Genomic DNA, 24,054 nt, shown 5'->3' on the forward strand with positions numbered 1-24,054 from the left:
GTGACCACACGCACTTTTTTCGTTTGCCCCGCACCGCCCTGCCCGAACGGCAAGCTGCATCTCGGCCATATTGGCGGGGTCTATCTGCTCACCGATCTTTTCGTTCGCTTTCAACGCATGAGAGGTCACCGCGCCTACCATGTCACAGGTGCGGACGAGCATGGCACCTATACGGTAGTGAAGGCGCGCAAGCTCGGTCGTCCGATTGACGAAGTCGCGCAGTTGCATATCGACGAGATAATGGATTGCTTGCGGGCAATGCACATCGAGCCCGATGTCTTCATCAGAACAACGGACGCTACGCACAAGCAGAACAGTCTGAACATCTTTCGCGAGCTGGAAGCTGCAGGCTACATTGATGTGCGTGATGGCCATCAACTCTACTGCGAAAACTGTGACGAGTTCGTGGCCGATTCGCTTGCCGTCGGCCTCTGCCCCGCGTGCGATGCGTCCACCGACGGCAACTTGTGCGAAAACTGCGGTTTGGCGCAACAGCACTCGAAGTTGCGAGCGCCAGTCCACACGTCGTGCGGCAAACCGCTATCGCTTCGCCCTATCGAACAGGCGGTTTTCGACGTCCCTCGCATGGCAGCCATGCTTGACGATGCGATCAAAAGGAGTGAATGGGATCAAACGATCCAGCGTAAAGCGCGTGCATGGTTGCGTGACGAATTGCGGCCGCTGCCTATGTCGCGCATTTTCGACCGGGGTGTGACACTTGAAGCACCCGCGAAGATTGCGGGGCAAACGTTGATGACGTGGTTCGAAGGGCTTTGGTGTTTCGAGACGGGGATCCGCTTGCAGTGCGCGCGCGACGAGGTCAACTACGATACCGTGATGCGCGACCCCGATACACGCCTCCTGTTTTTCATGGGCCAAGATAACCGCTTCTACTACACCATCGGCGTGACTGGCAGCCTGCTTGCGCGCGGCTACCCGCTTCCGGCAAATCATTCGATCCAGGACTTCTATAAATTGGAGGGCGAGAAATTCTCGACCAGCCGCGACCATGCACTCTGGGCAGATGAAGTATCCCGGCAGGTCGACCCGAGTGTGTTGCGCTATGCGCTCGCTCGGATTGCCAAGCCGTTCGGCACCAACAATAACGATTTCCAGATCGGCGAACTGATCCGGTCGGCTTCGCACATCCTTGCGTGGGAAAGCGCCCTCCGCCGCGATTCACTGCACTCGGCGAATGTCGATGGAAGCGGTCTTACGCCGGCGCACGACGACATAGTCCAACGTTATATCACCGCGATGGACCAGGTACGCTTCTGGAACGCCCTCGATCTGATTGACGAATACTTCGTCGCGACGGGCTTCGGCACGAGCCCGGAAACGTGGCGGCCGGTGCACGTATCCGTCTTTCTGAGCATGCTCCATCCCGTGATGCCAGTGCTGGCCGAACGCTATGGAAACGTGTTCTTTGGCGAGAATTGGACACCGGCACTCGGCGCAAACGCTACGCTATTGGCTACGCCTCCCAGAGCAACGGCCGAATTTCCGCCGTTCGGAATGCCGATTGCCGACTCGTTCATCCGCCAATATCAATCGCGCTTCCAGCGCGCCGTCGATGCCGCGTAACCAACGACGGAGCCAGTCATGTCGATGCGCAGTCGCACTTCGCTCAGTTATGGGGTATTCGACTACACCTCAGGCAAGGACACAGTCAACTTCGCCTATGGGCTTCCCGATCCTTTGACGTTCGCCCGCCTGCAATGGCCGGACCCGCTTACCGTCGAGACGGGCGTCAGCATCTCCGACCTACCGCAGTACACCGACGCCTATGGCCTTCCCGAACTGCGCGGACAGCTTGGCCAAAGGTACCGGATGGCGCGTGGCAATGTCATTCTGACGAACGGCGCTTCACAAGCCCTGCAACTGCTCGCCGATGCTTTTATCAACCCAGGAGACGTCGTGCTGACCGAGGACCCGTCCTATCTCGGGGCGTTGCGCATTTTCTCTATTGCGGGCGCGACGGTGGTTCAAGTAGGTGCGGATTCCTCGGGTGTCGACCTCGATCTGCTCGAACAAGCATTGCTGCACGCAAAGGGGCGAGCCAGGTTGTACTACACCACTCCGGCGTTCCACAATCCGACTGGACGATACTTTGCACACCGGCATATGGTCGAGGTGGAGGCTCTACTGTCCCGCAACGGCGTGCGGCTGGTGCAGGACCTGGTTTATAGCGAGTTGCCCTATGATGGCGCGTCACCCGAGATTCTGCAGGCGGGCGGTAACATCATCAATGTGCATAGCTTCTCCAAAATCTCAGGCCCCGGGCTTCGCGTAGGCTGGGTGCTGGCCGAGCCGGAAATTGTCGACCGCCTAGCCCACCTGAAATGCGATGGAGGTGTGAGTCCCATTGTCAGCAATATGGCGCTCGCCTTATTGCAGTCGTCGTCTTTGGACGCTCACGTCGAACACCTAAGGACGCACTACCGGAGCAAGCGCGACGCAATGCATAGGCTGTTACAGGCCTGCCGATTCTGCGAACCGGATTACGAGATTCCGAGTGGTGGATTTTCGTTCTGGGTCTCGCTTGCCGAAGGCGTCGATTCCGCCGAATTGGTCGGCGAGGTGCGCCGGAAGCACAATGTGAAACTCGTCGAAGGAAAGCACCATGGGCCGAGCGGTGCAGCCCGTGTACGCTTAAGCTTCAGTTATCTCCAGCCGCGTTTGATAGAGCGCGGCTTGGCTCAGATAGACGATGCGCATGCGAGCCTTCTGAGATCGACGCGCTTTAAGCGGCGTGGCTAGAGAATGCCAAGTACTACGGATAGTCGGTGCGAGATGTACAAGCGTAGGCCGAGCGAAGACATCCACTGTGCCGCCCTCTACCGCAAACAAGTCGACGAGCGCTTTTCGGCATGGTACCAGGTCACTGATTTCGCTCAGGATCCGTCCGTTATATAGGCAGACACCCCCTTCGCGCGTGTCTCGGAACCAGTCAATTCCTGTGCGTTCTGTACGATCAGCACGTCATCGCTCTGCAGCCGATATCAACATCAAGACCTACCCGATGTAAACGGTATGGGATTCCGACCAAAATCGAAACAGGAGAGCAAGTGAGAAAACTGCTGATCGTGTCGATCGCGGTCGTGCTGATACGCTATCTCTGCATCAGCGGTATCGCGATTCAACGAGTACTGGATCGCTTTGGTGGTGTCCGATTTCGCTGAGAGTGTGAGAAGCGTCGCCTCGAACCCACCGCTTCATGTCATCAAGCAGCGCAACGGCGTGTGCCTGGCGGATGCGCCGTCGCTCTTCGGGCGGCTTGCCTCGAATGTGCTCTTCGATGCGATAGAGTGCGCCAATACGCTTTAGTGCTTCGCCGGTGATCGACGATGGCCGGACAGCGTGCAGATCGTGCAGCTTTCGACGTGCGTGCGCCATGCATGCTGCCTCCTGAATCGTAAGCACCTCGCGACGGCCGTCCGCAACGCGGCGCCCGCGTGAGGCATGATCGGGAATCGGGTTACGTGTCAGCAGACGCCGATGGGCCAGACTGCCGAGGCAGCTTCGTGGCCACGTTCCAGGGCAACAGTTCGTCGATGCGGTTAATGGGATGGTCAGCGATATGGGTCAGGACGTATTCGAGGTAGGCGCGCGGGTTGATCCCGTTGAGCTTGCATGTGCCGATCAGACCGTACATCGCGGCTGCCCGCTCGCCTCCGCTGTCGGAGCCGGCGAACAGGAAGTTCTTGCGGCCCAGACTCACACAGCGCAGCGCGTTTTCCGCCAGGGCGTTGCTGATCTCGGCACGGCCCTCTTCGCAATACAGCACGAGCGCATCCCACTGGTTGAGCGAGTAACGGATCGCTTTGGCCAGTTCGGATTTCTTCGACAGCGTTGCGAGCTTGTCCGTCATCCACGTCTTGATGGTCGCCAGCAGCGGCACGCTTTTCTCCTGCCGCACGCGCAGCCGTTCAGCGGCGGGTTTGCCGCGGATGTCCGCCTCGATGCCGTAAAGTGCACCGATCAGCTCGAGCACCTCCCGGGTCGCCTCGGTAGGCGTTCGGGCATGCACGTCGTATATGTACCGTCTCGCGTGGTCCCAGCATGCAGCCTCGCGAATCTTGCCGCTCTCGTACAGTTCGTTGAAGCCGCTGTAGGCGTCGGCCTGAAGGATGCCCTCGAATCCGGCCAGATGGGTCTGGGGATGGATGCCTTTGCGGTCCGGCGAGTAAGCAAACCACACTGCGGCCGGTTCGGTCGAGCCCGAACGGGTGTCATCGCGCACATACACCCACAGGCGCCCAGTCTTCGTCTTCTTCTTGCCCGGCTCGAGCACCGGGATAGGCGTGTCATCCGCGTGCAGCTTCGACGGTGCCACCGTGTAGCGGCGCAGTGCCTCGGTCAGTGCATCGCAAAGGGCCTCGCACTGGCCGACCCAGCGGCCCATGCTGGCCGGGTCGAGCTTCACGCCGTCGCGCGCGGCAATCTGCGACTGCCGGTACAACGGGGCGTGGTCAGCGTACTTCGAGACGACGATGTCGGCCAGCAGGCTCGGATGGGCGATGCTGCGCGTAATCGGCAGGCCGGGCATCGGCGGCTGCGAGAAGTGGTGGCCGCACGGACAGACCGTCTTGCGCCGGATCGTGCGAATCACCTTGAACATTGCCGCGACGCGGGCGAGCTGCTCGGACACGTCTTCTCCGAGCGGCTGCATGGCGCTGCCGCACTTCGGGCAGGTCGCGTCGGCGTCGAGTACGCGTTCTTCGCGTGGCAGATGCGGCGGCAGCGCTTCTTTCGGCGATGCGTCGCCCACAGGCGTGCTCGCGCTTGATTGGCGGGCGCGCCGCACATCAGAGACGCCGCGCTCGCCCGTCAAGTCCTCGAGCGCGGTTTCGAGCCGTGCAACCTCCCGGTCCAACTGCTCGGACTTGCGCCCGAATTGCATACGCCTAAGCTTGTCGAGCTGCGCCTTGAGCTGCTCGATCTCCAGATCGCGCTCGGCAAGCTGGGCACGAGCCTCGACCAGCAAGGCTCGCAGGGTTGCAACATCGTCAGGAAGTTCGGCGCCGTTCGACATGCGGCGCAGTTTACGAGTCTTCTGCTCGGTTTACAACATCGACAGTGCAGCGGTGCGACGCGGCTGCCGCCAATCGATGCCTTCGAGCAACATCGACAATTGCGCCGCCGTCAGATGGACCTTGCCGCCATCGGCCTGCGGCCAGACGAAGCGGCCCCGCTCAAGCCGCTTCGCAAGAAGCCAGAGCCCGTCCTCGGTCGCCCACATGACCTTCACGAGATCGCCGCGCCGGCCCCGGAAGATGAACACGTTGCCACTCAGCGGATTGTCCTCGAGCGCCGTCTGCACCTTCGCCGCCAGCCCCTGGAATCCGCAGCGCATGTCGGTGACGCCTGCCACCAGCCAGACGCGTGTACCCGTGGGAAGAGAGATCACGATCGCACGCTGCCCAGCACGACGCGTAGCGTGTCGGCGTCGACGATGCCGTCCACCTTGACTACCAGGTCACCGAACCGGATCTCGATTGTCCCGGCTCGTGTAGTCCGGTTGCCGACGGCCCCTGCATCCGAGGGCATCGTCACGCGCTGCGGCGGCGTTTCATGGACCACCGCCACGGGAATCAGCGACGTCGTTTCCGCCTGCAATTGCTCGCGATAGCGACGCCGCCAGGTGAACAGCATGTTTGCATTGATGCCATTGTCCCGCGCCAGCTTCGCGACCGACGCACCAGGCTCGCATGCCGCGGCCGCAAGCCGGCGTCGAAACTCGGGATCATAATTCGGGCGTCCCTTGCGGCTACCCGGCTTGGCTTCCGACTCTGTCACAGTGATGTCCATCAAATCGAAAATGATGGGCACCACTTTGATGTCGCTTCTCGCCGTCGTCTACGACGGTCGTCGTGAGGTGCTTACCCTGAATCTGACCGCCCACGTACAGCTCCGCATAGCCCGCGAACGCGTCTGCCTGTAGCACGCCCTTGAAGTTGGCAAGATGCCGCTGCGGATGTTCGCCGCGACGATCCGGTGTATAGGCAAACCAGACCGCCGGAGCTTCGACGGAGCCACTGGGCCGATCATCGCGCACATACACCCAGAGCCGGCCGGTCTTCGTGCTGCTGTCGCGTGATCTGGCTGCTTGACGATACGCCGGCCAACCGCAGGCTGATTCACCGCCATATCGACGTGTGGGAGTGTCCGGACGGACGCCTCGAGATCCGCGCCGATGGTGTCGCGTTGCCCTGTGTCCAGTACGACAAGCTTGCCGAGATCGACCAGGGCGCGGTGGTGGAGCACAAGCGTCTTGGTCATGCGCTGAAGGTAGCCCAGGCACTGCAGGCGCAGCGCGACAACCGCCGGATATCCGGCTCACCGTCACGCACGAACCGCAGTGAACCGGTGCGTACGAAGGCGCGGCTGCCTGGCACGAGGAAGCCGCGCGAAGTGACGCTCGAGGACTGGAATGCGACAGTCATGGGGACACACCAGAACCCGGGAGGCTCGGTGCTAAAAACCCCTCCAGAGAGAGATAAAAGGACTGCAAAACGACCCTAACCCACCACCCAAAACCGACCCTCAACCCCGACATCTGTATCTTGCTGGAACCCCGACATTTCAATCTGGCCTCGACAAATTTTGTGATTGATGTGACGGCTTTTTAGTAATGTCCGATTCTGGCCAAGTTCAAATGTCCGCTTCCGTGGCGCGTAAGCTGACCAGCGGCCGGTACCTCGGCGCTGGAGGCTGCGATGGCTGCGACCGAACGGATCACGATGACGATGCGCGAACTGGACAGGTACAAAGTGATTCAGGATGTTGCCGATGGCGTGCTCACACCGTGGCGGGCTGCGGAGCGACTTGGGCTGACGACGCGGCAAATCGGTAGTCTTGTCGGCCGGCTGCGTGAACACGGGCCGCAAGGACTCGTGTCAGGGCGGCGCGCCATGGCCAGCGCAAACGGTGAGCTGGTCACACTGTACAGGGAGATCAGACGGTACATCCTCGACCTGCAGAAGGAACCAGGCTGAGGGTGCCAGTGCCGTCGAGCGGCTCGCGCGCGATCTCGAGGCAGTGTTTCCCAACATGCGCGGGTTCTCGCCCGGCGGCCTCAAATACATGCGTACATGCGCGCGCAAGCCTTTCGCCTTTGGGAATTTGTGCAACAGCCCGTTGCATAAATACCGTGGTCGCACGCTGCCACACTTCTCGACAAGCTAGACGGCGCAGCTCGGCGACTCTGCTATGCCCGCCTGAGATAGCGGGAACGTCCTGCCCCGGCGTGTCTACCGTCCAGAATAATCAGTAAGCGCCCAGGAGGCGATCCAGCGCGGCCGTGATCCGGTCACGGTGTTCGACAAGCGAACCGGTCTTCGGCCCCAGTTCGCTTAAGGGCACGGCCGCGACAAACGCCGGATGCAGGATGCACCGGATGCCGCCGATATCGAATGATGGCGTGAAGTCCGCCGGGAGCTTCCCGGGCGGAAAAGCATCAGCCTGAATTAGCGGTACGACGACGCGGGTATTTCCGCATCCTGTTAGGACGCTCACCTCCCGATGCCCCGTTCCCGCCGTTCCGGCAGTCCGCGAATGCGGACGCACCTCCCGAAGACAATGCTTCTGCCGTTGTCGGCGAAGCATGTTTGCTCGATCTCGCTCGGCTACCATCTGGCGCTAGCTACATGCCGCGGCACGGGCGGGACGCTGACGTCGATGGACGAACTGACGCGCGCCGTCTACCTGTCCTATTGCTTGGGGAAGCTGGGCTACGGATGCGCTAGTGAGGTCTTTTACCGGGATGCGGAAGCGCACCTCGAAATTGCGATTCGCCACGCGATTGCAGACGGGGGCTTCCATCTCGGCCCGCATGGCGCGACCGCGGCGGTGTTGCGCGTCCTGGACGGACAGCTTGCGAGCGCACAGACCCTGCACGTGGTTGAAGCAGGCAATCGCTTGGCCCGATGGGTCGCGGGCACGTACCTCAAGTCGCCGTTGACGCATAAGTCAGAGGTTTCTGGCTGACAATTGGGGGTGCGTTTCGGCAGGGACCGCCTAAAATAAAACGGTCTCCCCCTTTTCGAGGCTCATGTCATGAACACCTACTCTCGCCCGGCGCTGATTGCGCTGCTCGGTGCGTCGTCTGTGGCCTCGGCGTATGGGCAACCCTCAATGCAATCGTATGATCCATCGGCCCCCAAAGCACGCGCTCAGGTAATCGCCGAACTTAACGAGTGGTTTGCCGCCGGTTTCAATCCGCAAGAATGGTACTACTACCCCGAGAATGCTCTATCTGCTGGGCGCCTCGTCGCGCAACGACGCGCCGAGACAGCGCCGATTCAGCAGTAGCCGACTCGTCGGATAGTCGGTGAAGGCTGGCTTCCCGGCCTCTCGAGGGTGTACGTGCGACTTCGTTTCAGGGCGCTGCGGCTCGCCAGTTCAGTTGCCGCGGGTCCTTTTCGCTTTTCAATTCCGGCTCCCGTATCGCGAGAGGGCCGCCCGAATCGAGGCTTGAAGTCGCACGGATCTCCGGACGGGGCGCCAGCGCGCGCGAGTGGTCGCACCGTTGAGTATTCTCGGCGCAGCCGCTCGGTTTCTGCCTGCTTTCCAAGACGGGGGCGCCCCGGTCCTGGCCGCTCATTTCGCGCGGATTCCCGCTAGATGTCCTGTCGCGCCGCAAAACGCTTAGTGGCCCAAATGTCTTCCATCAGGCGTTAATGCGGCAGAGTCTAACCAGTCCGCAGGTTAAATCTCCGGCACAATGCCTTGTCCAACAGACGGGTGGGCAGGAACTTGCTGATATGCCACATCGGATTGAGCGGATAACGCGCCTTCGGCCTCGGTTTGAGCAATGCGTCGCGAATGACCGCGCTGACCGTCTCCACCGGCTGCCCACGGATCGCCGCCACGTTCCCGACTTTTTCCATCGCCTCCATCGCCGCAGAAAAATCGGTGGCGGCGTAGCGTGAATACAGGTCGGACCGACGGGCCTTATCCCAGATGGGGGTGCGAATCGGACCGGGTTCGATCGCCGCCACATGAATTCCGTAAATTGACAGCTCTCGACGCAAGCCATCAGTCATCGCTTCCACCGCAAACTTCGATGTGGAATAGGCCACAGCCATGGGTGTGGCGACGCAGCCGGCATTCGAACTGACGTTCACGATGCGCCCCGGCGGATGGGCGGATCCCCGTTTGGCACCGAGCAACGGCAGAAACGCCTGGGTGACGCGCAAGACACCTGTAACGTTGATATCGAGGAGACGCTTGAAATCGCTGACCGGCATGTGCATCAACGGTCCGACAGGCGCGATCCCCGCGTTGTTGACCAGACCCGTCAAACCGTGTGAGCCAACCATAGCTTCGACCGTTGCGACGGCCGCAGCGATGGCGTCTTCGTCGGTCACGTCAAAGACGAGCGGACTAAAGCCGTCGCCCAGCGCATGACCTACCCGTTCGCCATCCTCGACGCTGCGTACGCTGCCAAAGACGTGACAGCCGTTGGCGATCAGTTCGCGCGCGGCGTCGTAGCCGATGCCTGTGGATGTTCCGGTGACCAGTACATATTTGTTCATTGACTCTTCCCGATCAGTCCCATGATTGATTGCGCTGCGACGAAGTGGCGGACGTGGACCGCGTCACGTGTACCTTCCATGCAGCTTGTGTACTGAGGTGGGTGCATTGTCCTCAGATCCATCAAAGCGCGAGCTGGTCCGCGCCCTTGAGCTGCAAAATTTCGCGCGCTTCATCGGGCGTGGCGACCTCCAGGCCCAGTCCTTCGAGAATCTGGCGCACCTTCCTCACCTGCTCGGCATTGCTTTTGGCAAGCTTGCCTTTACCCAGCCATAGACTGTCTTCCAGCCCCACGCGCACATGGCCACCCATGGAAGCCGCCATCGCCGCGATTTTCATCTGGCTCGCGCCGGCACCGAGCACCGACCAGTGATATTCCCCGCCGAACAGGCGGTCGGCGGTGCGCTTCATATGCATCACGTCGTCCGGGTGTGCACCGATGCCGCCGAGGATGCCGAACACTGTCTGGATGAAGAAAGGCGCTTTGATCAGGCCGCGCTCGGCGAAATGTGCAACGTTGTACAGATGCGCCGTGTCGTAGCACTCGAACTCATAGCGCGTGTTGTTCGGGCCCAGTTCCTTGAACACGGTTTCCAGGTCACCGTAGGTGTTGCGGAAGATCAGCTCCTTGCTGCCTTCCAGGTAAGGACGCTCCCACTCGTGCTTGAACTCGTTGAAGCGGTTAAGCATGGGAAAAAGTCCGAAATTCATGGTGCCCATATTCATCGAGGCGATTTCGGGCTTGAACAGTTTGGCCGGCTGCATGCGCTCCTGCACCGCCATGTAGGGCGAGCCGCCTGTAGTCAGGTTGAGGATGGCGGGACTTCGCTGCTTGATCGATTTCAGGAAGGGCGTGAAGGCCTCCGGACGCTGATCAGGTTTGCCCGTCTGTGGATCGCGCGCATGCAGATGGACGATGGCTGCGCCTGCCTCGCAGGCCTCGACCGCCGCGTCGGTGATCTCCTCGGGCGTCACCGGCAGGTAAGGCGACATTGAAGGAGTATGGATCGCGCCCGTCACGGCGCAGGTGATGATGACTTTGTTCTGGAGTGTCATGTCCGCCTTCTATTAGCGTGAAGACGGAGCCGCAGGTGCCGGCGCACCACGCCGGCACCGTCGGGATGAACTCGCACGTCTGACGTCACGCAGCGCGCAGCGGAACGTTTTTCTCACCCGGTTTGCGGTTCGGCGTCATGCCGTTGGCGGCCAGGGTTTCGTCGGCCGCTTTGTACCAGGTGCCGACGCGGTAGATTTTCTTTGCTTCCTTGCCGTTGGCGATCTCGCGGCCCAGTTCCTGGGCGATGCGCACGGTTTGCCGAACCTGCTGCACCGAGGTCATGCGCTTGCCGTGCTGGTCGATCAGGGTGTCCTCGATGCCGCAGCGGGCGTGCAGGCCCATGGCCAGCGCCATCGTGTTCCACGGAAGCACGTTCTTGAACAGCGATTCGGCGGTAATCGTGCAGCCGTCCGGTGCACGCTGGATGAAGTCGAACAGATTGTACGGATGCGGGCCATGATGACCGCCGCCGATGCCGATGCAGGTCAGGTTCAGCGGACCCGTGTAGACACCGCGACGCACCAGACGGTCCAGCGATTCAAGCGCATGCATGCCGACCAGTTGGAAATGCGGCTGGATGCCGGCTTTCTGCAGGCGGCGCAGGTGCTCTTCCACCCATGCCGGGCCGGCGGGAACAATCATTTCACTGTAGGCCTCGATCACAGCCGGCTTGTCGAGCGAGGTGCCTTTATAGTATTCCGGGTAGATCAATTCCATGATGTTCATCTGGATGGTATTGATCGCCACGGTCACCTGGTCCGGCTTCGGGTCAAGATCGGCCAACGCGTGACGGGTATCGTCCGACAGCCACTTGGCGGCCTGGCCCTCGTCTTCCGGCGCGAATGAAATGGAGCCTCCGACCTGGATGATCATGTCGGGCACCGCCTTGCGCACGCCGGCGATCAGTTCATTGAACATGGACAGGCGCTTGGAGCCCTTGCCGTCGGGTTCACGTACGTGCAGGTGCAGCACGGTGGCGCCGGCTTCGTAGCATTCCACGGCCTTGTCGATCTGTTCTTGCATGGTCACCGGAATGTCTTCCGGGAAGTCTTCCGGCATCCACTCGGGTCCATACGGGGCCACCGTAATGACCACTTTGTCCATGTTTTCCGGGTGCAGGGAATCGTCTAGAAATTGCATTTGTGTCTCCTCGATGGGTACGGCGGATGGGACAAAGTATCCGCGAAGGAGAGAGCGCCAACTTGACATTCCGGGGCATCGATTTTACATTTTGGGGCATACGTGGAGACCCCCTATGCTGAACCTGCTGAGAAGCTCAACCCTGACGAACTATGTCGAGGTTGCACGCGCTTCCGGTCTGGATCCCTATCGGCAGTTGCGCAAGGTCGGCATCAGCAAATCGGCGTTACTGGATCCGGACATCAAGATCGCGGCGAAATCCGTCAGGCGCCTGCTCGAAGAGTCCGCCCAGGTTGCGGGCGTCGAGGACTTCGGACTACGCATGGCCGAGACCCGTCAACTGGAGAACCTTGGACCGCTGGCTATTGCCCTGCGCGAGGAACCAACGCTGCGCAAGGCCTTGAATTCGCTGGTGCGCTATTTCGGCTTGCACAACGAATCGCTGGTCTTGCGCATCGAGGAAGCGGACGGCGTGGCGATTTTCAGTCAAGAACTGATAGATGCGCGAGGATCGCTGCGGCAATCCGTCGAGCTCGGCGTTTGCGTGATGTACCGGATACTGAAGCAGCTCCTTGGAGCGGGCTGGAAGCCTCGCGGCATCTGTTTTACGCACAGCGCGCCGGCCAGCCTGGCCACCCACCGGCGCTTGTTTGTCGGTACGTCGGTTCTGTTCAACCAGGACTTCGACGGCCTCGTATTGGCCGAAGCGGATCTCGATGCAGCGATCATGTCGTATGACCCGGCCTTGGCTCCTCATGCGCGGGAGTTCCTCGATGCGAAAATGGCCCAGTCGGACGCGACGATGCCCGAGAAAGTCAGAAAGCTGGTGTTCGCGCTGCTGCCCACAGGAGCGTGCGTAGCCGAACGTGTGGCGCAGGAGCTTGGCGTGGACCGCAAGACCATGTACCGTCATCTGGTCTATCACGGTCACAGCTACTCGACCATCGTCGATGCGGTTCGGGTCGATCTGGCGACCCGATACGTTGAGAACCGCGAACGGCCGCTGTCAGATGTGGCGACGCTGCTGGGCTTCGCTTCATTGAGCGCTTTTTCGAGATGGTTCTCGGGTCGCTTCGGTTGCAGTGTCTCGAAGTGGCGCCGCGAATGACCGGCCTGTCCCGGAAATTCGCGGAATGGAGTCGGCGGCCGTCGCCGCCGGCGACGCCATATCGTTGACAGATCCACAATCCGCTGCATTGACTGGCGATCGCTCAATCCCCCCCTTCACGCCTTGCGATGCAGAACATCAGCAAACCCAGGCATTGCAAGATCGCCATGCCCAAAGCCATGTAGAGTGTGCTGCCGAGCAGTATCGGCACGAGCAATGCGGAGGACAGGAAGTTTCCGAATTGCTGGACGGTGACATAACAGCTGGACGCCAGCCCGCGCCGCTCCGGGAAACAGTCAAGAGCCATCACTTGCAGACTGGGCTGGGTGATCATCATGCCGGCCGCAAAGATGGGCAGCGCCACCAGACTCCACGGCAATGGCGATGCGTGCACCGCGTTGACGCCGATGTTGATGACGCCGGCGGCGATCATCACCATATGGCCAAGCATCACGCTACGCACCGGACTGCCCTGCCCGGCGATACGGTGTGCGATGGCCGCGCCGGCGATCAGGCCCACCACGATAGGCACAAAAAGATAGCCGAAGGACTGCGCGCCGAGGCCAAGATGCTTCACCACGAAGGTTGGCGCAGCCAGCACATAGAGGTAGATGCCAAGATTGACCGCCGCGTTGGCGAATGCGAGCGCAACGAAGCGTGGGTTCGCGAACAGGGTTGCGTAGGCCCCCGCGAGTGCAACCGGATGCAAGGGGTGGCGGCGGGACGGCGGCAGGGTCTCGGGCACGAGAAACCAGCTGATCACCAGCAGCGATGCCGACAGTATCGCGAGGAAGATGAAGATGCCGCGCCACCCGGTCCAGAGCAGCAACCAGCCGCCACAGACGGGCGCGAGCGCGGGCGCAAGCGCGAAGATCATCGCGACCAGCGCCATGATTTTCTGTGCGTCGGTACCATGGAAGACGTCACGCACCATTGCCCGGCCGATAATCACACCGGCCCCGGCGCTCATGCCTTGCAGTGCCCGTCCGGCATAAAGCAGCGAAATTCCTGGGGCGGCAGCGCACATCAGCGACCCGACCGTGAACAGCGCGTTGCCGAGCAGAATCATCCGGCGACGGCCCGTTGCGTCGGAGATTGCGCCGTGCCAGGGAATCATCATTGCGAATGGCAGCAGGTAGGCTGACAACGACTGCTGGATTTGCGTCGGACTGGCATGTAGCGCCTGCGCCATGGCAGAAAACGCGGGCAAATACGTGGCGATCGCAAACTGACCGAGCATGGACAGTCCCGCGACGAGTACGACGATCGTCCCGGTGCCAGGCTCCCGCTCTGCTATCTCCGCTGTCTGGTTTCGAGTCGACATTCAACCGCCCAGATCGAGGTTCGCCGCAAACCCTCGGCTCGTACCGTCTTGCGCGGCCGCGCAGAAGGCAACGCTCAAACTTTTAAACCGTCCTGTCGTTCTTGCGCTGCCACCGCATGTCTTGACGAATCCGGAATGAAGCCTGTCCCAGTCCGACGCCGACAGATGGCGCCGTGCCGCCGGCAGTATGACTCCTAGTTCCCGTCCCCGGGCGGCCCATATTTGCCGCGCGTATTGCTCAAGCGCTACCGCGAGGGCGGCCACCGCGGACTCGCTGTCCAGCGGCTGCGCGATCTTCGACTCAAGATCGTCAAGCAGTTTGTCTTCGCGCTGTCCAAGAAGCAGGAGTTCATCTATTTCAGCGCGCACGTCGTCAATGCGTTGCCGAAGCGGGCCGAAAAACCAGGCCTCCTTACAGCATCGCAGTGGATGCAGGGTGTCGCGCACGTGGTCGACAACCGCCTGCATGCCCGCCCGATATGGGTCCAGCGTTCGCTGTCGCAGCGGATCTGGGCTGCTCAAAAGGAAGAGCCATTTGAATAATAAGGTGATAAGTCGCTGGTATTCGGTATGTAGCAGTTCAAGGGCGGCAATGCGAGGCGGCAGGCAGCCGCTCCCGAACGTCAAAACCGGAACGGATGCGTGCGAGAGCATATCGATCGTCGCTGTCCCGTTTTCAGCAAGCCGCTTGGGTTCACTAACGATAACAATAGCGTCGCATCCGGCGATTTGCGCTGCATTCAGGAGCTCGTGTGCAGGCTGCGCGGCGAAGAGCGCCCCGGCCCGGGTCGGTATACCCATTGCATGCGCGGCGGCTTCCACCCGGGCCAGAGCTTCGCTCGCCCTGTGCTCGCGACGTAGCTGATCCAGCGGACCATCCGGCACGCCTTGCGCGTACCAAAGGCTGATCCGCGCGCTATTTGCGCTCGCAAACTGTAGCGCCTGTATGGCCGCCTCCGAGCAGTGATCGCTCGAATCAATGGATACGCCGAGATGATGCAGCATGTAGTCTTTCGTTGGTCATCGAGCCGCCATGATAGGAAAAATCGTGCGAAAAATCCCCCCCATTGGTTGGGGGGGAACGGACCACAGAACCCGCTAAATGCGTAAAAAGCGCCGGACATGGTCCGTTATATAATCAGCAGGCCTTTCAGCCTGCCCGCCTCCCGTGAACGTCGGCACGCTCGGCAACGGTACTATCGGCCCCAATCGGATGACCAATCAACAATCTGTCGCGAACCCCGAAGCGACTCTGAAGATCAGCCCGCCCCGTGCGCCGCGGCACATGCTTGCCCGCGCGCGCCTGAGCTCGGACTGCGAGCGTTTCCGCAATTGCGCCGTGACCATCGTGCAGGCGCCGCCGGGGTTCGGCAAGACATCCCTGTTGATCCAGTGGCGCCAGGAATACCTGATGCACGGCAGCGCTGTGGCGTGGGTCTCGATTGACGGCCACGACGACCCCAGGCGCCTGCTCGCGAGCCTGACGCTGGCAGTCCGCTCCGGATCAGGGCGCACAGCATTCGGCAGACGCCTGCTTGAAGGGGGCGCGTTGCCAGATGCACCGATTGAAGGAGTCACAGCATGGCTGGCCGAAGTGGCTCGCACCGCGCTCGATATTGTGCTGATACTCGACGAAGCGGAGCAGTTGCCGCAGGCTAGTCTGGAAGCGCTCATCTACCTGCTTGAGAATCTGCCGGCCAACCTGCGCATCGTGATTGCCTCGCGCGCTGGATTCGAGAAGGTCATCGCACGCCTGAGCCCCTATGGCCAGTGTGCAGCGGTGGATGCCGCGGCGCTTCGCTTTCGCCTCGATGAAACGATCGCGCTGATCGGCAGCCGGTTGGGCGCCGTGGTCGATGCCGATGCTGAGGCGAGCGCCAGATTACACGACATCGCGGAAGGCTGGCCACTCGGCTTGCAGATTGCCCTTGCTGCGATCGCTGACAGCGATGACCCGGTCGCGAGTATCGACGCCTTTGCCAGCAGCACCGGCGGCATTCGTGAGCAATTCATTACGGCGCTCCTTGAACGGCTAAGCAGCGAGGACACCGAGTTCCTCACCCGTATTTCGATTGTCGACCTGCTGCACGAAGATTTGTGCGAAGCCCTCACCGGAGCCAAGGATGCGAAGCAGCGGCTCTTGCGCCTCGCTCGCGAAACGCCGCTCTTTTTCAGTGCTCAAGGACGCGGTCAGTGGTATCGCATGCACTCGATGGCACGTGAAGCAATACGCGCGCATCTGACTATCCTGCCGCCTGCAACGCACAGTGAGCTGCACCGCCGCGCGATGCATTGGCTGGCGGACCACGGCATGACCGAAGCTGCGGCACGCCACGCGCTAGCGTGCGGGCAGGAAGAAACCGCCTACACGCTCGCGCAAGGATCGCTGCACGATGCGGTAACTCAGGGTCAACTTGTAGCTGTACTGGAATGGCTCGAATGGCTACCGGAGCCTGTCCTGGATCGCCATCCGCGCCTGCGGCTTGCCATGGCATGGGCGCTGGCGCAGAGCGACCGTCAGCAGGAGGCGGAAGAGCAGGCGCAGGCTATTCTGCGCAGCACAGAGCCTGACGAGGCGATGCGCTACGAGATCGATCTCATTCTGAGCGCAGCCGCCTATTTCGCGGATGAGCCAGACCGGGCCGCGCGACTGCTCGATCGCTGGGGTGATACACCGCCCGTCAGTGACTCGTGGCTCCTGCAGGTTCATGCGAACCGACTCGCCGTGCGAGCTGTCATGGAGGGCGAGTACGCGAAGGCCCGCCAGCTCCGGCGGCACATGCCGCGCGGGAATGCCAGCGCTGCCTATCGGTACGTGGTTCGCTGGCGCGCTTACACGACGGGCCTCGGCTATCTGCTCCAGGGGCAGATGCTATCGGCCGAGCGCACGCTGCGCCCGGCCCTTGTCCAGGCAGACGACGACCTTGGCCGCCGGCACCCGTTTTCCTGCATGATGGCCGCGCTGCTCGCCACCACACGTTTCAAACGCGGCGATTTTAATGAAGCGGCCGCGTTGCTGGCAAACCGGCTGGATGTGCTCGAACGCAGCGGAACACCCGACGCGGTGATTTTCGCCTATCGCACCGCCGCGCGGGTCTCATCGGCCACCGGCGCGGAGCACCGGGCGTTCGACCTGCTCGAGACACTCCATGCAATCGGCACCGCGCGGCGCATGCCGAGGCTATGCGTGGCGAGCCTGACCGAACAGATCAGGCTCCACAGTGGTCGCTTCCGCTCGGCGTCCTGCCGCACGCTCGCTCGCCGACTGGAACAGATTGTCGCGGAACATGCCACCGCCGATTCTCCCCTCAAGCGTCGTGCGCTGCTCCTGCATCAGCATATTGCGCAGGCTTTCGTGGCAATTGCCGAGCAGGACTGGACTGCCGCCGACCGTGCTCTCGCGTTGGCCCAGCAAGACACCGAGGCGATGAAGCTGGGCGCGGTCGGCGTCGATCTGCTTACGTTGCACGCTTTCGTGCTGGACCGTCTCGGCAAATGCGGAACCGCCCTGCTGCGCGAGGCCGTGGATCTGGGCGCGGCATACGGAATGAGTCTCACGGCGCCCGACCTTCATCCGGCGTTCGCGGAATGGTTGCATGAGCGCGGAGCGGATGGCGCGCCGCGCCTCGCCGATGTCGGCCCACCCCTGCCGCCAACCGTTGCCGTTTCACCCGCGCCAGGGCGGGATGCCGAGCCGCGCGTAGCGCCCAGCATGGTACTGACGCCGAAGGAGCGCAGTGTGCTGGAGCTGACTAGCCGCCACCTCACCAACAAGGAGATCGCACTCGCGATGGGCGTCGGCCAGGAGACAGTCAAGTGGCATATGAAAAACCTCTTCATCAAACTCGACGCGACGTCGCGCCGGCAAATCGTGCGCCGCGCGCAGCTACTGGGCCTGCTGCAGGAAACCTGAACGGGGGAAGCACCCCGGAACCACAGCTGAAGAGAGGCGACACCATTCCGCGCGACCCTGACGGTTGCGATGTCAATTAAATCGACAAGCCGCGCTGGCGCCGTCCCAAGGGCGACATGGTTAGCCCATGGATCCGGCTCGGGTCCTTTTCTCTTTATACGTTGGGACGCTTCCATGGTGGTTGTTATCGCAACCATCGATCGAAATATCCGCAACCCGTCATTTTCTGTCACCAAGTTGCAACACGGATAGGCGGTGTCGCCCCCTTCCGGCAGTGCGCGGTCGCCTTGAGGATGCCGCGAAAGCCGTGCCGGATATGGCTGGCCAGCGCTTACCGCGCCCCGGTATTGCCGATAACCCTCCCCCCCAAGGGTGGGGGGAGTCGAGCTGCGTGGCTGTACGTATGCTCCTCTAGACATGCAGCGCCCATATGTTGCACGGGCGTTCTGTACCTAAGGGTTGAACAACGCTACGCAGGAGACCACATGAAGTTGAGGATTACCGGAGCCGCAGCACTTCTCGCGTTCGCGGCATCCGCGCACGCGCAGTCATCGGTGACGCTCTATGGCGCAGTTGACTCGGGCCTGCTCTGGCAGAACACTTCGGCAGCAAACTTTCTGCCGAATGCAAAAGCAAACCCGAACCTGGGCCACGTGTTCCAGTTCAAGGACGGCGGTGTCTATGCGAGCATCTTCGGGTTGAGGGGCACGGAAGACATCGGCGCCGGCTACAAGGTCAACTTCAAGCTCCAGGGCACGTTTAACAGCGGCAACGGCAAGTCCGGGCTGGCCAGCTCGCCGGGAGCAAGTTCGATGTTCACGCAGGTCACGACGGTCGGCGTGTCGGGGCCGTTCGGCCGGATCGATGTCGGTCGCCAGTTCGCGCCAATGGCTTACGCGATGGCGGAAACGGATGTGCGCAACGCACAGTACTTCGGCAGCGTCCTGACCGCATGGTTGACCATGAACACGGCGGCTGGCTGGCCAGGCACGAGCACGAACGGCCAGATCGGCGCACTTTATGACGACAATGCGATCGTGTATAACTCGCCGTCTTTCCATGGTCTGTCGGCCGCGCTCCAGTACGCACCGGGCGGTACGCCGGGCGCGTTCCAAGGCGGCACGCGCGAATCCGCCGTGCTCAAGTACTCGAACTTCGGTCTGAATGCCGATGCAGTCTACTACAACGGCCATGACGCCAACCCTTATCTTGGCGCCAGTCCCACCCCGCTCCATCCGGCGACCGGCCTCAACAACAACCGCTTCGTGTACCTGGGCGCGAAGTACACGTGGCGCGGCCTGTCCGTGTCCGGCTCGTGGAGCAACGGGCGCAACCCGGCAGCTCCAAACGGGAATCCCGCGATTGGCGCGATCTCGGGCGACTTCGACATGTTGACGGGCGGTATCGGGTATCGCTTTAGCCCCTCGTTCGACATCACGTCGGGCGTCTACTACGTGAAGGACGAAAAGCACAACCAGAACCAGTCGACCCTGTACGTGCTGGGCGGCAACTACAACCTTTCCAAGAGGACGTCGCTTTACGCTCAGGTAGGCTACGTCTCCAACCGCGGCGCGATGAACCAGGAGATTACCTACGGCAGCCCGGTGGCAGTGGGGAAGAACACCGCCGCAGGCAACGTGGGGATCCGCCACTCCTTCTGATTTTTGGAACCGGGTTCGCGAGCCGTCTGCTCGCGAACCTCGGTGCTGTCTTCCGTCTCCATCCGAAGCCGCCCGCGCGCGCGAGGCGGCTTTGCTCTTTCCGGACTGACTTACAAGGGGCACTAACGTCCGACACGGGGCACTCTTGGCCAAGCGGCCGGCGCCACATAGATCGCCTGCGAAGCCAAGCGGCTCCGCGCGTAAAATTTGACCGCCTGCGTGGGTCCGGGCAAGATAATGGGCTTGCATCCCGCAACCTTGCGTTTCATCCATTTCTGAATGACATCATGTCGATCATCGAGTCCGGACCTCACGAATCCCTGACCTACCGAATAAAGGCGTTAAACAAAATCGCCGATCGCATGAGCGCCGAATTATCCCGAGAGAAACTTGGCGTGCCCTATCCGGAGGCAAGCATCATCGGCGTGCTCGGTACGTTCGGCCCGCAGACCATCAGGGACATTTCCCGCCGCGCCAATCTGGACAAGAGTCAGGCGAGTCGCACAGTTGATGCCCTGCTCGCCAAGGGGCTTCTCGGGCGCACGGCCAGCGACCAGGATGGACGCAGCGTGATCATTTCGCTGACATCCGACGGACGCAAAATCTTCAAAAAGGTTGCCCCCACGATTGATCGGCGGGACACAGAGCTTTACCAGTGTCTCAGCGAGCCGGAAAGCGAGGCGCTGCGTTACCTGCTGGACAAGATTCTCGCGGCCCACGGATGGGAGGCCATCTGATTTCAGGCGGCCCGCGTATTGCTCGTAGGCTGCCGGCTCAAGGCTGCTTTATCAATCAACCATTCACCGACGCCTGAGCGGCCACATACCGGGCCGGGCGCGCCGGGAGCCAAATAAATCGCGCGGCCCCCACTCCCAAGTTCCGCGCCCGGATACACGGATGGTGAGAAGTCGCCGGGGCCGAGTCCTCATGGACTGGCGACAGCAAGCTTACATGCCGCCGAATGGTTTGCGCACCGTAAGCTTGTTGGCCACCGAAGTGACTCCTGGAACACCCTTCGCGATTTCCGCGACCTTGTCGACCTGGGAAGCCTCCGTGACGGTGCCATTCAGCGTCACTGCGCCGTCTTTTGCCGTAACACTGATATTTCCGGCGCTGATCTCCTTGTGCTTCCCGATCGCGGCATAAATCTTCCGGCGAAGGGCACGATTCGCTTTTCTTCCGGTGGCCGGCGCCGCGGTGCCCGACGCCGCCATCGCCGACGCGCTCGCCGCACTGGCCGTTTCGCCGTTTTGGGCCCATGTGGTGATGGACGTTGCAACCATCAATGTTCCGACAGCCATCCTGAATGTCTTGTTGTTCTGCATCAATTGCTCCAGTTGTGGAGGGGTGGTGGAATCAGAAGGTGTGGCGGATGCCGATCATGGCTGCCGTGGTAGATACGCCCGGCGCTACGAGGGCACCATGGATGATCGTCTGGTTCAAGCTGTTACTCTTCGCCGGGTTCTTGCCGATGCTGTACGAACCGGATATCGAAAATCGGTCAATCGTGTACAGCGCACCGAAATAGATGAAGCGATTGTTGGCAAGACCCGTTGCGGACACAGCCGGAGCGGCGGGATAGGTCAGCGGGAACGGATTGGTGTCATGCCCGTTGTAATACACGGCCGACAGATTCAGACCGTAGTTCGAGAACTTGAGAACCGCCGACTCGCGCGTGCCGCCCTGGAACTGGCCCGCGACCCCGCCCGGCGCGTACTCGAGCGCAAGCGACGTCCCATAGAATTTCGGCGAATTGTAGACCAGCGCATTGCTGTCATAAAGGGCGCCGATCGGGGTGTTCGTGCTGGTGCCGGGCCATCCGGCCGCCTGATTCATGCCCAGCCACGCAGTCAGGATACTGCCGAAATACTGGGCGCCACGCACGTCAGTCTCCGCCATCGCGTAGATCATCGGGGTGATCCGCCGGCCGGCGTCGAACGTGCCGAACGGACCGGATGCCCCGATCGTCGCGAACTGGTTGAAAATCGCGGTCGTGCCCTGGGTGTCGGCCAGGCCAAACTTGCCGTTCATGGTGTTGAACGTGCCCTGCAGCTTGAAGTTGATCTTGTAGCCGCCGCCGACCTCTTCGCTTCCCTTGAGGCCCCAGTAGCTGGAAATGATGCCGCCGTCCTTGAGTTGATAGACGTGCCCCAAGTTCGGCGCGCCGCCGTGCTGCTCAACTTCGATTTCGTGCTTTCTCCTCCGGGTGGCGCGGCGGGGTGGACCCGGCGGCTTTCGTGATTGTTGCTCGAAGCAAGCCATGTTGCTGCCGGGTCGGCGTGTCAGGCCGACAGGTAGTAGTCCCGATACTGGTCCCGCAACTGGTTCTTGAGGACCTTGCCGGTCGCGCCCAGCGGAACTGACTCGACGAACACCACCGCGTCGGGTGTCCACCATTTCGCAACGCGGCCGTCGAAGAACGCGAGCATCTCGCCGCCGCCCAGAGCACTGCCGGGCTTCTTCACGATCAACAGTAGCGGCCGTTCGTCCCACTTTGGATGCCGCGCGGCGATGCACACCGCAGTGGCAACTTCCGGATGCAGGCAGGCGACATTCTCGATGTCGGTGGAACTTATCCATTCGCCGCCAGACTTGATGACGTCCTTGCTGCGGTCGGTGATCTGCATGAAGCCGTCTGGATCGATCTTTGCCACGTCGCCGGTCGGGAACCAGCCGTCGCGCAGCGGCGACGCGTCGCCGTCGCCGGCGCCGAAATACTGCCGCGTGACCCACTGGCCGCGCACCAGCAGGTCGCCGGCCGCGTGGCCGTCCCACGGCAGCGCTTCGCCGTCCGGGCCGACGATCTTCATGTCGATGCCGAACACCGAGCGTCCCTGCTTCGCCTGAACCGTGTAGCGCTCCTCGGTGGACAACGACAACTGATGCGGCTTAAAACTGCAAACCGTGCCCACCGGGCTCAATTCCGTCATGCCCCATGCGTGTAGTACGTCGACCTGATAACGCTCCTGAAACTGCGCGGTCATCGCCGTCGGACAAGGGGCGCCGCCGATAATCGTGCGCCGCATCGACGCGAAGGTCTCCTGCCGCTCGCCGACGTGCGTGAGCAGGCCTTGCCAGACCGTCGGGACGCCCGCGGACAGGGTGACCTGTTCCGCCTCGATCAGTTCGTAAAGCGACTTGCCGTCCAGCGCCGGACCCGGGAACACCAGCTTCGCGCCGACCATGCAGGCGATGTATGGCAACCCCCACGCGTTCACATGGAACATCGGCACGACAGGCAGGATCACGTCGCGTGCCGAACAGTTGAGCGAGTCGGGCAGCGCCGCCGCGTACGTGTGCAGGAGGGTCGAGCGGTGGCTGTACAGCACACCCTTCGGATTGCCGGTGGTGCCCGACGTGTAGCACAGCGATGACGCGCTGTTTTCATCGAGCAGCGGCCATTCGAAAACGTCGTCGTGCAGCTCGAGCAGATCCTCGTAGCACATCAGCATGCCGGTCAGGTCGTTCGCTTGCGGCATGTGCGCGCGATCAGTCATCGCCACGAATACCTTGGGGCTTTTAACGCGCGGCGCAACGCTCTCGATCAGCGGCAGAAACGTCGCGTCAAAGAATACGACGCGATCTTCCGCATGCTCAATGATGTACGCGAGCTGGTCGACGTGCAGTCGGGGGTTGAGCGTATGCAGCACGGACCCGGATCCCGACACGGCGAAGTACAACTCCATGTGCCGGTAACCGTTCCACGCCAGCGTCCCTACCCGCTCGCCCGGCTTGACGCCGAGGCCTTCCAGGACGTTTGCCATGCGGCGCGCGCGTTGCGCAAGATCCCGATACCGATACCGGTGAATGTCCCCTTCGACACGTCGAGACACGATTTCTTGTCCGCCGTGATGGCGTTCAGCGTGCGCGAGCAGCGAAGCGACCAGTAACGGTTGCTGCATCATCAAACCTTGCATCCCTTTCTCCTGAATAGTTGTATGGTCCCGCGCCTGGATGACGTCGTCGCACCCTCATGCATGTGTCGGACTGGCGGCGGGCCCGTCGAGACTCACGACCAGTTGTCCGTCAACGGCCCGGACCGGGAAAGTCGTCAGGCTCAGGCCGCCCGCCCCCGCCATGGATCCCGTGCGCAAGTCAAAGCGCAGGCCGTGCGCCGGACAGCGCAGCATGCATCCCTCCAGTTGACCGCTCGCGAGCGACGCACCGTTGTGGGGACACGAGTTATCAATTGCGTGGATCGCGCCGGCGATGTTGAACAGGACAATGCTGCGGCCATCGATGAAGGCCAGCTTGCGTTGCCCTGGTGCGAGTTCATCGACCGTTCCAACCGATATCTGACGTGACACTCTGCGT

Annotated in this window: 21 protein-coding genes and 4 pseudogenes; 10 read left to right on the top strand and 15 right to left on the bottom strand. The window is 61.7% G+C overall.

Features of this window, described 5'->3' with window-relative positions; all coding sequences use genetic code 11:
* Entirely contained in the window at positions 1-1,584 is a 1,584-nt protein-coding gene (locus tag OKW27_RS01930) for a class I tRNA ligase family protein (RefSeq protein WP_429332360.1), read from the top strand.
* An 18-nt stretch (positions 1,585-1,602) separates the two neighbouring features.
* On the top strand, positions 1,603-2,760 hold the full coding sequence (locus OKW27_RS01935; RefSeq protein WP_429332361.1) for a PLP-dependent aminotransferase family protein: 1,158 nt from the start codon (positions 1,603-1,605) through the stop codon (positions 2,758-2,760).
* Positions 2,761-3,134: 374 nt separating this feature from the next.
* On the opposite strand, the pseudogene OKW27_RS01940 reads toward OKW27_RS01935, so the two are convergent.
* The 5 genes and pseudogenes from OKW27_RS01940 to OKW27_RS01960 form a co-directional block, all read right to left on the bottom strand.
* Positions 3,135-3,414, bottom strand: a pseudogene (locus OKW27_RS01940) (IS66 family transposase); the annotation flags it as partial.
* Positions 3,415-3,478: 64 nt separating this feature from the next.
* Complete coding sequence (gene tnpC / locus OKW27_RS01945) at positions 3,479-5,035, bottom strand: IS66 family transposase (RefSeq protein ID WP_429332362.1); 1,557 nt, start codon at positions 5,033-5,035, stop codon at positions 3,479-3,481.
* A gap of 30 nt (positions 5,036-5,065) precedes the next feature.
* Positions 5,066-5,374 carry an IS66 family insertion sequence element accessory protein TnpB gene (gene tnpB, locus OKW27_RS01950; RefSeq protein ID WP_429332363.1) on the bottom strand — a complete coding sequence of 103 codons (309 nt, stop codon included), beginning with the start codon at positions 5,372-5,374 and terminating at the stop codon, positions 5,066-5,068.
* 32 nt (positions 5,375-5,406) lie between these two features.
* Positions 5,407-5,835, bottom strand: a complete 429-nt coding sequence (tnpA, locus tag OKW27_RS01955; RefSeq protein ID WP_244144879.1) for an IS66-like element accessory protein TnpA — start codon at positions 5,833-5,835, stop codon at positions 5,407-5,409.
* A 55-nt stretch (positions 5,836-5,890) separates the two neighbouring features.
* Positions 5,891-6,094: pseudogene (locus tag OKW27_RS01960) on the bottom strand (IS66 family transposase); the annotation flags it as partial.
* On the opposite strand from OKW27_RS01960, the pseudogene OKW27_RS01965 reads away from it, so the two are divergent.
* Both OKW27_RS01965 and OKW27_RS01970 read left to right on the top strand, forming a co-directional pair.
* Positions 6,094-6,525: pseudogene (locus OKW27_RS01965) on the top strand (ISNCY family transposase); the annotation flags it as partial. The pseudogenes OKW27_RS01960 and OKW27_RS01965 sit on opposite strands and share 1 nt — an antisense overlap.
* A gap of 194 nt (positions 6,526-6,719) precedes the next feature.
* A pseudogene (locus OKW27_RS01970) lies at positions 6,720-6,929 on the top strand (helix-turn-helix domain-containing protein); the annotation flags it as partial.
* A gap of 340 nt (positions 6,930-7,269) precedes the next feature.
* Here OKW27_RS01970 and OKW27_RS01975 read toward each other — a convergent pair.
* Positions 7,270-7,635, bottom strand: a complete 366-nt coding sequence (locus OKW27_RS01975; RefSeq protein WP_429332364.1) for a CcdB family protein — start codon at positions 7,633-7,635, stop codon at positions 7,270-7,272.
* Between OKW27_RS01975 and OKW27_RS01980 the strand changes: the two genes are divergently transcribed.
* Positions 7,582-7,989, top strand: coding sequence for a hypothetical protein (locus OKW27_RS01980; RefSeq protein WP_143037305.1), 408 nt, complete (start codon positions 7,582-7,584; stop codon positions 7,987-7,989). The two genes, OKW27_RS01975 and OKW27_RS01980, sit on opposite strands and share 54 nt — an antisense overlap.
* Positions 7,990-8,058: 69 nt before the next feature.
* Entirely contained in the window at positions 8,059-8,313 is a 255-nt protein-coding gene (locus tag OKW27_RS01985; RefSeq protein ID WP_090811392.1) for a DUF4148 domain-containing protein, read from the top strand.
* 380 nt (positions 8,314-8,693) lie between these two features.
* Here the strand turns inward: OKW27_RS01985 and OKW27_RS01990 are convergent, their stop codons facing one another.
* From OKW27_RS01990 to OKW27_RS02000, 3 genes are all read right to left on the bottom strand, one after another.
* Complete coding sequence (locus tag OKW27_RS01990; protein WP_429332365.1) at positions 8,694-9,539, bottom strand: SDR family oxidoreductase; 846 nt, start codon at positions 9,537-9,539, stop codon at positions 8,694-8,696.
* 121 nt (positions 9,540-9,660) lie between these two features.
* Positions 9,661-10,593 (bottom strand): 3-keto-5-aminohexanoate cleavage protein, encoded by a 933-nt coding sequence (locus OKW27_RS01995; protein WP_429332366.1) that lies wholly within the window; start codon positions 10,591-10,593, stop codon positions 9,661-9,663.
* A gap of 85 nt (positions 10,594-10,678) precedes the next feature.
* Positions 10,679-11,734, bottom strand: coding sequence for a 3-keto-5-aminohexanoate cleavage protein (locus OKW27_RS02000; RefSeq protein ID WP_429332367.1), 1,056 nt, complete (start codon positions 11,732-11,734; stop codon positions 10,679-10,681).
* A gap of 115 nt (positions 11,735-11,849) precedes the next feature.
* Between OKW27_RS02000 and OKW27_RS02005 the strand changes: the two genes are divergently transcribed.
* Complete coding sequence (locus OKW27_RS02005; RefSeq protein WP_429289925.1) at positions 11,850-12,842, top strand: AraC family transcriptional regulator; 993 nt, start codon at positions 11,850-11,852, stop codon at positions 12,840-12,842.
* 103 nt (positions 12,843-12,945) lie between these two features.
* Here the strand turns inward: OKW27_RS02005 and OKW27_RS02010 are convergent, their stop codons facing one another.
* Both OKW27_RS02010 and OKW27_RS02015 read right to left on the bottom strand, forming a co-directional pair.
* Positions 12,946-14,166, bottom strand: coding sequence for a multidrug effflux MFS transporter (locus OKW27_RS02010; protein WP_429332368.1), 1,221 nt, complete (start codon positions 14,164-14,166; stop codon positions 12,946-12,948).
* Positions 14,167-15,171, bottom strand: a complete 1,005-nt coding sequence (locus tag OKW27_RS02015) for a universal stress protein (protein ID WP_429332369.1) — start codon at positions 15,169-15,171, stop codon at positions 14,167-14,169.
* Positions 15,172-15,334: 163 nt separating this feature from the next.
* Here OKW27_RS02015 and OKW27_RS02020 point away from each other — a divergent pair, with 163 nt between their 5' ends.
* The 3 genes from OKW27_RS02020 (at position 15,335) to OKW27_RS02030 (ending at position 20,477) form a co-directional block, all read left to right on the top strand.
* Entirely contained in the window at positions 15,335-18,079 is a 2,745-nt protein-coding gene (locus tag OKW27_RS02020) for a LuxR C-terminal-related transcriptional regulator (RefSeq protein ID WP_429332370.1), read from the top strand.
* 485 nt (positions 18,080-18,564) lie between these two features.
* Complete coding sequence (locus OKW27_RS02025; RefSeq protein WP_090811406.1) at positions 18,565-19,740, top strand: porin; 1,176 nt, start codon at positions 18,565-18,567, stop codon at positions 19,738-19,740.
* Positions 19,741-20,027: 287 nt separating this feature from the next.
* Positions 20,028-20,477, top strand: a complete 450-nt coding sequence (locus OKW27_RS02030; RefSeq protein ID WP_429332371.1) for a MarR family winged helix-turn-helix transcriptional regulator — start codon at positions 20,028-20,030, stop codon at positions 20,475-20,477.
* Between the two features lie 210 nt (positions 20,478-20,687).
* Here the strand turns inward: OKW27_RS02030 and OKW27_RS02035 are convergent, their stop codons facing one another.
* From OKW27_RS02035 to OKW27_RS02050, 4 genes are read right to left on the bottom strand one after another with little or no spacing between them, the layout of a single operon-like run.
* A complete protein-coding gene (locus OKW27_RS02035) occupies positions 20,688-21,065 on the bottom strand; it encodes a BON domain-containing protein (RefSeq protein WP_090811410.1) in 378 nt (125 codons plus the stop codon).
* A 31-nt stretch (positions 21,066-21,096) separates the two neighbouring features.
* On the bottom strand, positions 21,097-22,002 hold the full coding sequence (locus OKW27_RS02040) for a porin (RefSeq protein ID WP_090811412.1): 906 nt from the start codon (positions 22,000-22,002) through the stop codon (positions 21,097-21,099).
* Positions 22,003-22,022: 20 nt separating this feature from the next.
* Positions 22,023-23,657, bottom strand: coding sequence for a 3-(methylthio)propionyl-CoA ligase (locus tag OKW27_RS02045; protein WP_090811414.1), 1,635 nt, complete (start codon positions 23,655-23,657; stop codon positions 22,023-22,025).
* 54 nt (positions 23,658-23,711) lie between these two features.
* Complete coding sequence (locus OKW27_RS02050; RefSeq protein ID WP_090811416.1) at positions 23,712-24,047, bottom strand: Rieske (2Fe-2S) protein; 336 nt, start codon at positions 24,045-24,047, stop codon at positions 23,712-23,714.
* Positions 24,048-24,054: the final 7 nt, after the last annotated feature.

It is taken from the genome of Paraburkholderia sp. 35.1 (assembly GCF_050436525.1).
Classification (GTDB): Bacteria; Pseudomonadota; Gammaproteobacteria; order Burkholderiales; family Burkholderiaceae; genus Paraburkholderia; species Paraburkholderia tuberum.

What these genes read in the sequence shown, in the direction of transcription:
- OKW27_RS01935 (WP_429332361.1), top strand. Translation starts at nt 1,603, where the DNA reads ATGTCGATGCGCAGTCGCACTTCGCTCAGTTATGGGGTATTCGACTAC.
- tnpC (WP_429332362.1), bottom strand. Translation starts at nt 5,035, where the DNA reads ATGTCGAACGGCGCCGAACTTCCTGACGATGTTGCAACCCTGCGAGCC.
- OKW27_RS01980 (WP_143037305.1), top strand. Translation starts at nt 7,582, where the DNA reads ATGCTTCTGCCGTTGTCGGCGAAGCATGTTTGCTCGATCTCGCTCGGC.
- OKW27_RS01975 (WP_429332364.1), bottom strand. Translation starts at nt 7,635, where the DNA reads ATGGTAGCCGAGCGAGATCGAGCAAACATGCTTCGCCGACAACGGCAG.
- OKW27_RS01985 (WP_090811392.1), top strand. Translation starts at nt 8,059, where the DNA reads ATGAACACCTACTCTCGCCCGGCGCTGATTGCGCTGCTCGGTGCGTCG.
- OKW27_RS01990 (WP_429332365.1), bottom strand. Translation starts at nt 9,539, where the DNA reads ATGAACAAATATGTACTGGTCACCGGAACATCCACAGGCATCGGCTAC.
- OKW27_RS01995 (WP_429332366.1), bottom strand. Translation starts at nt 10,593, where the DNA reads ATGACACTCCAGAACAAAGTCATCATCACCTGCGCCGTGACGGGCGCG.
- OKW27_RS02000 (WP_429332367.1), bottom strand. Translation starts at nt 11,734, where the DNA reads ATGCAATTTCTAGACGATTCCCTGCACCCGGAAAACATGGACAAAGTG.
- OKW27_RS02005 (WP_429289925.1), top strand. Translation starts at nt 11,850, where the DNA reads ATGCTGAACCTGCTGAGAAGCTCAACCCTGACGAACTATGTCGAGGTT.
- OKW27_RS02010 (WP_429332368.1), bottom strand. Translation starts at nt 14,166, where the DNA reads ATGTCGACTCGAAACCAGACAGCGGAGATAGCAGAGCGGGAGCCTGGC.
- OKW27_RS02015 (WP_429332369.1), bottom strand. Translation starts at nt 15,171, where the DNA reads ATGCTGCATCATCTCGGCGTATCCATTGATTCGAGCGATCACTGCTCG.
- OKW27_RS02025 (WP_090811406.1), top strand. Translation starts at nt 18,565, where the DNA reads ATGAAGTTGAGGATTACCGGAGCCGCAGCACTTCTCGCGTTCGCGGCA.
- OKW27_RS02030 (WP_429332371.1), top strand. Translation starts at nt 20,028, where the DNA reads ATGTCGATCATCGAGTCCGGACCTCACGAATCCCTGACCTACCGAATA.
- OKW27_RS02035 (WP_090811410.1), bottom strand. Translation starts at nt 21,065, where the DNA reads ATGCAGAACAACAAGACATTCAGGATGGCTGTCGGAACATTGATGGTT.
- OKW27_RS02040 (WP_090811412.1), bottom strand. Translation starts at nt 22,002, where the DNA reads ATGGCTTGCTTCGAGCAACAATCACGAAAGCCGCCGGGTCCACCCCGC.
- OKW27_RS02045 (WP_090811414.1), bottom strand. Translation starts at nt 23,657, where the DNA reads ATGCAAGGTTTGATGATGCAGCAACCGTTACTGGTCGCTTCGCTGCTC.